This is a genomic window from Limosilactobacillus sp. (assembly GCF_051873075.1).
GTDB lineage: Bacteria > Bacillota > Bacilli > Lactobacillales > Lactobacillaceae > Limosilactobacillus.
Genome location: NZ_JBJEEM010000057.1, coordinates 24,906 through 34,688 on the forward strand (window position 1 = coordinate 24,906; position 9,783 = coordinate 34,688).

The 9,783-nt window shown below is 47.3% G+C and carries 8 protein-coding genes; 3 read left to right on the top strand and 5 right to left on the bottom strand.

What is annotated here, in order from left to right; translation table 11 throughout:
- Positions 1–5: 5 nt before the first annotated feature.
- A complete protein-coding gene (locus ACI31J_RS06475; protein ID WP_439773614.1) occupies positions 6–929 on the top strand; it encodes a LysR family transcriptional regulator in 924 nt (307 codons plus the stop codon).
- A 27-nt stretch (positions 930–956) separates the two neighbouring features.
- Here the strand turns inward: ACI31J_RS06475 and ACI31J_RS06480 are convergent, their stop codons facing one another.
- From ACI31J_RS06480 to ACI31J_RS06490, 3 genes are all read right to left on the bottom strand, one after another.
- Positions 957–2,021, bottom strand: coding sequence for an NADH-dependent oxidoreductase (locus ACI31J_RS06480; protein WP_439773615.1), 1,065 nt, complete (start codon positions 2,019–2,021; stop codon positions 957–959).
- 9 nt (positions 2,022–2,030) lie between these two features.
- The gene (locus tag ACI31J_RS06485) at positions 2,031–2,174 is read right to left on the bottom strand and encodes a hypothetical protein (RefSeq protein ID WP_439773616.1); all 144 of its coding nucleotides are present in this window, start codon (positions 2,172–2,174) and stop codon (positions 2,031–2,033) included.
- A gap of 232 nt (positions 2,175–2,406) precedes the next feature.
- Positions 2,407–3,315, bottom strand: a complete 909-nt coding sequence (locus tag ACI31J_RS06490; protein WP_439773617.1) for an L-lactate dehydrogenase — start codon at positions 3,313–3,315, stop codon at positions 2,407–2,409.
- 276 nt (positions 3,316–3,591) lie between these two features.
- Here ACI31J_RS06490 and ACI31J_RS06495 point away from each other — a divergent pair, with 276 nt between their 5' ends.
- Positions 3,592–4,779, top strand: coding sequence for an ammonium transporter (locus tag ACI31J_RS06495; RefSeq protein ID WP_439773618.1), 1,188 nt, complete (start codon positions 3,592–3,594; stop codon positions 4,777–4,779).
- A 135-nt stretch (positions 4,780–4,914) separates the two neighbouring features.
- Here the strand turns inward: ACI31J_RS06495 and ACI31J_RS06500 are convergent, their stop codons facing one another.
- On the bottom strand, positions 4,915–6,498 hold the full coding sequence (locus ACI31J_RS06500; protein WP_439773619.1) for an MFS transporter: 1,584 nt from the start codon (positions 6,496–6,498) through the stop codon (positions 4,915–4,917).
- A 21-nt stretch (positions 6,499–6,519) separates the two neighbouring features.
- Positions 6,520–8,568 carry a glycosyl hydrolase 115 family protein gene (locus ACI31J_RS06505; RefSeq protein WP_439773620.1) on the bottom strand — a complete coding sequence of 683 codons (2,049 nt, stop codon included), beginning with the start codon at positions 8,566–8,568 and terminating at the stop codon, positions 6,520–6,522.
- Between the two features lie 87 nt (positions 8,569–8,655).
- Between ACI31J_RS06505 and ACI31J_RS06510 the strand changes: the two genes are divergently transcribed.
- Positions 8,656–9,525, top strand: coding sequence for a helix-turn-helix domain-containing protein (locus ACI31J_RS06510; protein ID WP_439773621.1), 870 nt, complete (start codon positions 8,656–8,658; stop codon positions 9,523–9,525).
- Positions 9,526–9,783: the final 258 nt, after the last annotated feature.

Genomic DNA, 9,783 nt, shown 5'->3' on the forward strand with positions numbered 1-9,783 from the left:
TCAGGATGAATTTTGAGCAGCTCCTTTATGTGGAGGTATTATCACAGAGCAAATCGCTTCATCAGGCAGCCAAGGCACTTCATATCAGCATTCCGGGGCTCAGTACTTCGATCTCGCAACTGGAAGCGGAACTCGGCTTTCCAATCTTTAACAGGAATTACGGTGGGACGACCCTGACCAAGGAAGGCAATGAGATTTTAAACTCGGTGCTGCAGGTTTTAAAAGCGAAAAACCAATTGGATAAGGTTACCGCGCAGATCAACAGCAACGTGCATAATGAAAAGATCACCATTCAATACGTAAGTACTAAGTTAACCCCGGTGATTAATGAATGTATAGCTGAGTTTTTAGAAACGACCAATGATGTATATCTTGATATACGGGTTGGCCATGGCAGTTCAGTGATTAATAATGTGCGGTCACATCGGATTGATGCCGGTTACTTGGCCCTGTCTAACGATGAGCTAAGCAGCCTGCCCAATAACTTAGAGTTTTTGCCAGTGTGCACTAGTTCGATGAGTATTATGGTTGGCCCCAATAGCAAACTTTATCATTACCATGGTAAGTTAACGACGGATCTTTTAAAAAAGCAGCGTTACTGTATCTTCAACGATCCGTTTAACCATAAGACGTTTGACCAGTTACAGTTTGTCTGTGGGCCCTTAGATTTGGCATTGTCTTCTGACGACGGGGCGTTCCTGGTTAACTCAATCACGACCAATGATTTAGTAGGCATCGGCCGAAACGTAAAGTTAAAAGACCGGTATTGGGCTGATAAACAGGGGTTGCAATATATCGATTTGAATGATTTGGTTCCTAGTAGTTTCCAGTTTGGCGTATTGATAAATAAGGATGAGAACCTGCCCGAAGCAACAGAAAAATTTATTAAGAAATTGAATCAAAAAATTATTGGTGAAACCAAAAAATAGGGATCCTTTTAGGAATCCCTATTTCGCTTATTTGTGAGTTTCTGCATAGCCCATCTCAATATGTTTCGTACTCTTCAAAACTTCTTCGGCGGGCTTTATTAACACATCCGTCCCAGGCAGTTGCATATCCTTCGGAACATTAGTCATCCCAACGATCAGACCTGGAGTTAGGTGTAGATCGGCGAGGTTTTCTTTGGTGAAGGCCTGATTAATCTGGTCACCCTTCCCCTCTTCGATCTTCTTGCCAATTTGATTATCCATGAGCGTTGCCCGGGCGACTCCTACTAAATCCATGTAATTTAGGGCATCCTTCATCTGTTCCTCGGTTCGGATCCCGCCGGCAACAATCTCCAGTGCATCCCCATTAATCTTTTCACCTAATAGTTCTGCCAGGGTTTTGGCGGAATCTCCTAACTGCGGCTTTTGCTTGTAATCAAGGCCGGATAACTGGGATAGGTGAATGTAGTCAAAGTCGAAACTCTTCGTTAACATATCAACCAGCTGCTGTGATTCATGCCAGGTGTAGCCGATGTTCTCACCATGAATCTCCTCGGGAGAAATTCGATAGCCGACGATAAAGCCCTTTGGTGCATATTCCTTAACGACCCGGAAGACCTCCTTGGAGACTTCTTTAGCGAAGTTCATCCGCTTCTCTAAGCTGCCACCCCAGTAGTCCGTGCGGTGGTTAGAGTATTTAGAGAAGAATTCCTGAATCAAGTAGTGGTTAGCACCATGAATTTCGACTCCATCGAATCCACAATCGATAGCCCGCTTAGTGGCGGCACCGAAGTCCTTGACGATCTGCCAAACTTCATCGCTGGTCAGCTCATGCAATGGGTAGTCGATCCATGGAAAATCCATGTTCGTTGGTACCTCAACTTGGCCCCCTAAGATATGACGAAATTTAGCTTCCCGGCCAGAGTGAACAAGTTGTAAGATGGCCTTATTGCCATCCTTCTTCAGGACCTTGGCGACCTTGGTGAGTCCGGGCTTAAAGGAATCGTTGTAAATGGCCAACTGTTCCATTTGCCGTGAGATTGACCGGGATGGGCCACCGTTTGGGCTAACACTGGTATATTCGACAATCACCATTCCTGCTGATTAGGAGCGAGCATTATAGTAGTCGATTGTTGCCTGACTTACCTTTTCATCCACCCCGCTGCTCGTTAACATTGGAGCTTGGACGATGCGATTGTTAATGGTAGCACCATGCCGAAAGGTTACTTTATCCGTTAGTTTTTTCATGTTGTAAGCGCCTCCTATAGCTTATGTGTAAAGGTTAACATAGGAAATGCCGCCTGAATATTATGGAAGAATTAACAAACTATTAAGCGTTACTTAACGCCTTAGAGTATCCCAACTAAAACTTTCCATCAGGGAATGCTTAAAATGATCAGTGCTGAACTAACGGGCCTAAATAAAAAGGATTCGATTACCAATAAATCGAATCCTTTTGTTCTGGTTATAAACAGACGCGCTAATCAGCCGTCTTCTCTTTAATTACCTTGGCAGAGTGCGCAAGCTTTTCTTCTTCTTCATCAGTCAATTTAACTTCAGGGAGGTCTTCAATGCCGTTACGACCAATTACTGCCGGATAGCCGACATAGCAGTCGTACTTCTCCATGAAGGCCGAAACCGGCATAAGGGTGTGTTTATCGCTGAAAATTGCCTCAATGATCTTAACGGCACAGCTGGCAACCCCAAAACAGGTGTAACCCTTCCCGGCCATGATGGTGAAGGCCCCGTTCTTGATTTGGGTGGCTAATTCATTCAGGTTGATTTTCCCTTCATCAGCGAGCGCCGTCAGCGGTTTGCCATCGATATGAATGGTTGACCAGGCGGTGAACTGGGAGTCGCCGTGTTCCCCCAACACGTAGCCGTCGACATTTTGCGGGGCTTCATTAAAGTGATCGCCCACGGCACGCTGCATTCGCGAAGTGTCCAAGAGGGTGCCAGTCCCAAAGATGCGGTCATAGCGGATTCCGGTGGCCTTTTGCAGAGCGTCCACGATGGCATCAAACGGGTTGGAGATGTTGATGAGGATGCCGTTGAACCCGCTGTCTTTGATCTTTTCGCCAACCTCGCGGGCGTTCCGCAAATTGATCGGTAGTTCAGCAAACCGGTCCCCGGTGCGATCAGTAGCCTTGATGTCGCCAAAGGCTGTTACAATGATATCTGCATCAGCCAACTCTCGGTAATCATTTTGCTTGATCACGGCTGAATGGGCGGTTTGCGCAAAGGAGTCGCCAAAGTCATTATATTCAGCGGCCACCTTTTTTTCATTTTGGTCAATCAATACTAATTCGTCAACCATCCCCTGCATCAGCAAAATATGGGCAACGGTGGTGCCTACGTTGCCAAGCCCAATAACACCAATTTTATGCATTTGAATCACTCCTGTCATGAATGTAAGCGGTTACTATACATATTTATTTTAACATAAAAGCGGTCTTGTGAAGAGAGGCAAATCCCTTAAAAAGTCCTTGGCAGTTAAGCGGCGGGATTAGGGGGATGATATTCTTAAAGCAACGGGTTCAAATACTAAGTTTTCTTCACAATGAAAGTGATTTCAGCTAATGATTCCGCGGTATTTAGCGCCTACCGTTGTGGCTCTCCCCTATCCATGGTAGATTAGACCCTAATTATTAGAGGAGTGGTCTACATGTTACAGGTAAATACATTGTTTATCATGATTGCCAGTATCTTGGTGTTGTTGATGACACCCGGCCTGGCGTTTTTCTACGGTGGTCTAGTCAATCGGCGGCACGCCAACAATATGCTATTGACGGTTTTCATGATGTGCGGGTTGGCCGTGATTCTCTGGATTATCCTCGGGTATTCCCTCTCCTTTTCCGGGAACCATTGGGGAGTAATTGGTAACTTGAAAAACATCCTCATGATCCATGTCCCGATCGATGCCGTTACCAAAACAGGCATCCCCATTGGCGACTACACGATGTTTATGATGATGTTTGCCATCATTACGCCAGCGATCTTCTGCGGGTCCGTAGTCGGTCACGGCCGGTTTAACTTCCTGGTGATTTTTACTATCTGCTGGTCAATCTTGGTCTACTACCCGCTTGTTCACATGGTGTGGGCCCCACACGGGTTGTTAGCATCCCTTGGGGCGGTGGACTTTGCCGGTGGACTGGTGGTTCACGTAAACGCCGGAATCACTGCCTTGATCCTCTCCAGCTGGGTCGGCCGGCGCCAAGAGGTTACCGCCCAGCATAATAATCTATCCTGGGTGTTAATCGGGACGGCGCTATTGTGGATTGGCTGGTATGGCTTCAACGCCGGTTCTGCCTTAGCCGTTAACGATACGGCTGTTCAGGCAATGTTAACCACTACCATCTCGTGCTCAACAGCAATGGTTACATGGATGATGCTGGATCGCCACCACTTCAACCACGTTACCCTTGCCGGTGCTTGTAATGGTGCAATTGCCGGTCTCGTGGCGATTACCCCAAGTGCGGGTTACGTTACACTGGGTGGTTCAGTAATTATTGGGATGATCGGTGCGGCCATCAGTCAGTACTTTATTGTAAAAATCAAGCCCCGGCTGCCGATCGATGACGTTGTCGATGCCTTTGGCTGCCATGGACTGAGTGGCATCTGGGGAAGTGTTGCTACTGGTATTTTTGCCAGCCATCAAATCAGTAAACAGGTGCCTAATGGATTGTTGTTTGGCGGCGGGCTACACCTCCTTGGCAGTCAGGTTTTCGTTACGCTATTAACCATTGTCTTTGTTGCCATGATGGATATCGGATTGATTAAACTGCTTACGACAGTTCTTCCCGTTTCGGTTGATAATAAGGGGCTGGCGGCGATTCAAAGTAAAGATCTATAAAAAATAACAGGTCGGCAAAAGACCGTCACGCCCCTAAATCAGAGTAGTGGACGTGCGCTTTTGCCGACCTCTATATTTAATGTGTTTTAGGCTAAGGGACATCCCCTGCCTCACAACTTTATTGTAGTATTGGGTTTATTGATTATTTCTCTTCCAATAGGTAATCGAGTCATACTTAACACCGGTTAAGTCTTCGCAAATTGCCTTAGTATGCGGATCGACGTCCTTCATGCTACCACCATGTTGTAAGCGAACCAGTTCGGCAGAGAACACCTTGAAGGTCTTCTTGCTAAGGTGGAAACGACTAGCAAAATACATGGCGAGGATAATCATGCCACCAACACCGACTGACATAATAAGCGTGATCATTATGATGGCACTGTGTGGCTGGGCAATGGCTCCGGTAGCGGATTTCTTGAACCCGGAAAAGTCCAGCAGATACCCCGCAACAACCCCGGCAAGCCCTTGACTGATCTGGTTGATGAAGGTCATCACCGACGCAAACAGGCCGGAACGGTTTTTCCCGGTAACCAGGGTATCGAGGTCGGGGATGAACGGAAAGGCGTTCCACGGGGTAAAGTAGAGAATGTACAAGCCAATTTCGTAAAGGATCATTCCAATGACCAGGTAAGCCATAATATGAGCGGGTTTCGTCATGGCGAGGATTCCCCATATAATGGCACTGATTAAAATTAAGGAATAACCAAAGAGATCCATGGCCCGGTAACTGATCTTGGTAATGACAATCCCGGCAATGATGGTTACTGGAACTGAAACAATACTGAGCGACTGGAGGAAACCAGAAGTACTAGTGGTCTTCCCTAAGACATAAACAATGTAGTAAACGAAGACCGTGCTGAAAAGGATGGAGGCAAAGTACGAGCTGAGGTAGATTCCCATGTGAATCCGGAAGGTCTTGATTTTGAAAGTTGAGAAGTAATTCTTCAATTCAGCTTTAAGGCCATGGTTAGTACCATTTTCCGCTTTCGCCTCGGCGTCCAGCTTCTTGGCTTCGGCCTTGGTAACGAAGTGCTCCCAAGTCGTCTTGTAGCAAATCCAAATCAAGAAGACGGTCACAACGGAAAAAATGATCTGCGTTAGGAGGTACGGCGTTGGTGAAGTCTTAGGGTAGACCTTGAACAACAGGGCTGGAATGAATTGGGTTAACATTCCCCCCAGCCCGGCAATCACCATCCGGGTGGTCGACATATAAGTCCGCTCGTTAAAATCCTTGGTCATTTCATTGGGGAGGCATTCCCAAGGAATTTGCAAAACTGACATCAGAATCGTCGTCAGTAAATAGGTCACCAGGTAGTACCAGTAGGACATTCCGGCGATCCAAAGGGTGATTGGGACCAGGACTGATGGCATCGCAACCAGGAGGAAGATATGGCGCCGCCCAAATTTCCGCCCGAGCCGATATTTATAAATGTTATCGGAGATATTTCCCATAAATAGTGAGGCAATCGCATCCGCGACCCGGCCAATTAAGAAGATGGTTGCGCCCTGTCCAGCGGATAGTCCACAAAAGGTGGTGTAGAAGAACAGTAACCATGCCCCGACTAGGCCCTGCATTGAGATACTGAAAAACGAGAAGACCCCGAAGCCGATTGAGCGGCCAATGCCGATCTTTCCCCGCCTTTGGTAGATCCGCCGGTTTTTGTATTCATCCCAGCCATCATGAATGGTTTGCTGAGAATAGTTGTGATCGTTATTCATAATCAATTTCCTCCCTGCTAATTAAAAGTCATCGTTTAAGGCCTCGCGGAGCTTATCCGCCAGGTGTTTATCTGACATTTCGCGATACGTTGTCCAAAGCGTCATCACCCGGGCATCCCCGGGGAGCTTCACGAACCGGCGCTCCCAACCGTCTTCATCGGCCGTATCACCGATTGCCCGGATGTATTGGCGAAGGAACTTAAGCTTGTGGACGGTTAATGGAACGTTGTTGTCAGCATCATTTACGTAAAAGTCGCGCCACTTTGGTGAGGGGTTATTTTCCCTGACGATCATGATCTTGTTCATTTCGCTGACCGCTGCATCGGCCTTGAGAAATGCGAAGATTAAATTATTGTTCTTTTTAGACATTTGCAGCTCGTAGGCCTGAATCAGTTCATCGAGGGCGGCTAGACCGGCGGCTTGGTTGACGACACTCATGTACAGGTCACCGTAGAGCAGGTCATGGCAGTGGCGATCCGTCGTCTTCAGCAGTAAGATTTCAACGGTTTTCACCAGTTCTTGCCAATGGGGTAACGAGGGTTCGACCAGCTTCTTGATCTTGGCCAAATCACCAGCTAGCGAGCCCTCGTTGGTAAGCCAGCCGGCATCGGTTAACCTGCCGTTTGGTGTTACCCAGGCTTGAATTATTCGCCGGATCAAAAACGGTGCAAACTCATCCCCCGCGGTTTCGTCGCGGTGTTTTCCGTACTGAACGACGTTTCCCCAGTATCGCTTGTAGTAACTAATAATTTCTTCTTGGTTTTCCGTGTAGTACGTCGTCACATAATCATGGAGGATCTGATCCAAGCTTCGTGCGCGGTAATCGGTCTGCCAGCTTTGGGCAATTTCGCGCAGGTACAGGATATGCGGCTTGATGTTGCCGGTATTGATCAGCTCGATGGTGTCCATATTGTTTTTCCGGGCCTGCGCAAGCTCTTCGGAAACAAAGGCCGGACTGTTCGACATCAGACCTAGCATGTTGGATGCCTGGAGGTCGTGAAAGCCAGCATGGTAGTATAGTCCCCGGAGCCGATGATTTGGATTAGGGACATTGAGGATCGGGATGCGTGGGTTGTCTAACCCCTGCCGCCGTGACACCATCTTCCCGTAGCCGCTGTCAGCCCAGATTTCAATGACGTCGTCGGGAATTTTTAATAAGCCATCCCGGTACATTTGAGTAAGCTCGCCGTAGATGTTGATCGCCATGGGCGCCGCGGGGTCGTACTTCTTGACCAGGTCATACTGTTCGCCAAGGATATGGTTGATTACTTCCGCAATCTTGTCCGTGGTCCATTCCTGGCTATTGTCATCAACCCAGAACGGTTTGTCCCCCTGGCCCCTGAAGCCCAGGCTATAGATGACGGGGATGTTGCGCTGTGCAATGATTGCCGCTTTCCATAATTGCCTGAATAGTTCCGGATACTTGACGTAGGAAGCTGTCAGGTGCGGGTATTTGCGCGCAAACATCTCGGCGCCGAGCGGCTCTGCATGGTGTTGGGCGATAATCAGGCCGTACTGGGCTGCAACCCGCCGATTCTTTTGGGATGTTAGATCCGTGCCGGGAATGATTGTGTTGCAGCCGACCCGCAACGCGGTTTCAAATGCCCGCTCCCAAACGTATTGATTGGAATCATGGTCTTTCCAGGTCATCAGAAATAGTTCGTCATTGATAAACCACCCACGATACTTTGTCTTGTATTTTGGGAGGTGGAGGCCGAAGTTTGACCATTTAATACTCGGGACTCGTTTGACTGGGGTATCCATCCAGTACCAGAAATCATCAATTCCTAATACCGAACACGAAACCGCCAGGGCCCCGTACATCACACCAATTGCCGTCGAAGCCTTGATCGTTACCCGATTTTTCTCCGGGATAATCTGGTATTCTTCGGCAGGAATATTAGCCTTGGGATCAAGTGCCAAATAGATCAAATTATCTGCTTGGCCATCTTGAGTGACTTTACTGATGTCCCGTTGCAGAATACTTTGTGCGTTCTTTAAGACCGGGTTTGTTAGATCCGAACTTGTAACCCGCGTATTTCTTGATATTTCAAATTCCTGATTAAGCATATTAGTCCTCCTTGTCCTATTTCAACGGTGTTATAATCATTGTAACCGCTTTATTTGCAATAATAATTGCAAGGAGCGACTCAAATATTGCAAAAGGAGATCTTCATGCGTCACTACAATGATTTTCCGCTCGACGGCACCCTTAACCAGGAAATTGTCTGTTTCCATCACCGTGACACTTACCATGCCAGCCCATTCCATCATCACCTCAACCACATTGAATTGTTTTTGTTTCTTGGCGGTGACGTTGACTTCTTATCTAAGAAGGTCAATGTCAAGCTCCATCCCGGGGACTTAGTTATTATTCCTAATAACGTCTGGCACCGGGCGTATACCTTATCGTCTCAAACTTATGACCGCCTGTTTATCAACATTGAGATTGCTAAGATCAAAGCACTCTCAACTAGTGAAACCGACTTATTCAGGTGCTTTACTCAGTTGCCCGTGGGCTGGGACATCAACGTTATTAAGCTCAATCAACCAGAAGTCGACCAATTTACTAACCTATGCCATCAAGTTATCACGTGCCTCAGCAGGAACAGCTACGGCAAGGACGTTCAGCTCAATATTCTCCAGGCTAAGCTCCTCCTGCTCGCTAACCAAGCAACAAATGGCCGCAACAGTGGTGAAACGAACAGTCAGCCCAACCGTCTGCAGAAACTATTGGATTATATCGACACTAATCTTGACGGTAATTTACACCTCAATCACCTCGCTGAACGGTTCTTCCTAAATCCCGACTATTTGAACCGCTACTTCCGTAAAGAAGTCGGAATCCCGCTGCACGCCTACATCATGCAGCTCCGGATGGAAAAAGCGCGTCGGCTACTTTTGGAGGGGAAAAGTATTTCCACGACCGCCATTGCCTGTGGTTATCCCAACTACAGCAGCTTTATTCGGGTCTTTTCCAAGACGGTGGGGATGCCCCCGGCTCAGTTTCGGCAACAGCAAAGCTAAGATGTTTATCGACTTTTTTATAAGTGAGTTTTACCGGGTGAGAAAATTAATATTATAAATCTGCCACCACTTGCCAAACTTATGCGATAATTGAGTTGTTCGGAGGAGTAAACAGTTAACCGGAATATTATCAAATACCGTCGAACGTAATCAATTGGAAAGGCGGTGCTATCGGTGATAAGAACAGAAAAGGTAAAACTATCCCCGAATCGAATGATGAAAAAAGCGCTCGATGATCTATGTGATTACCGCCGTTAT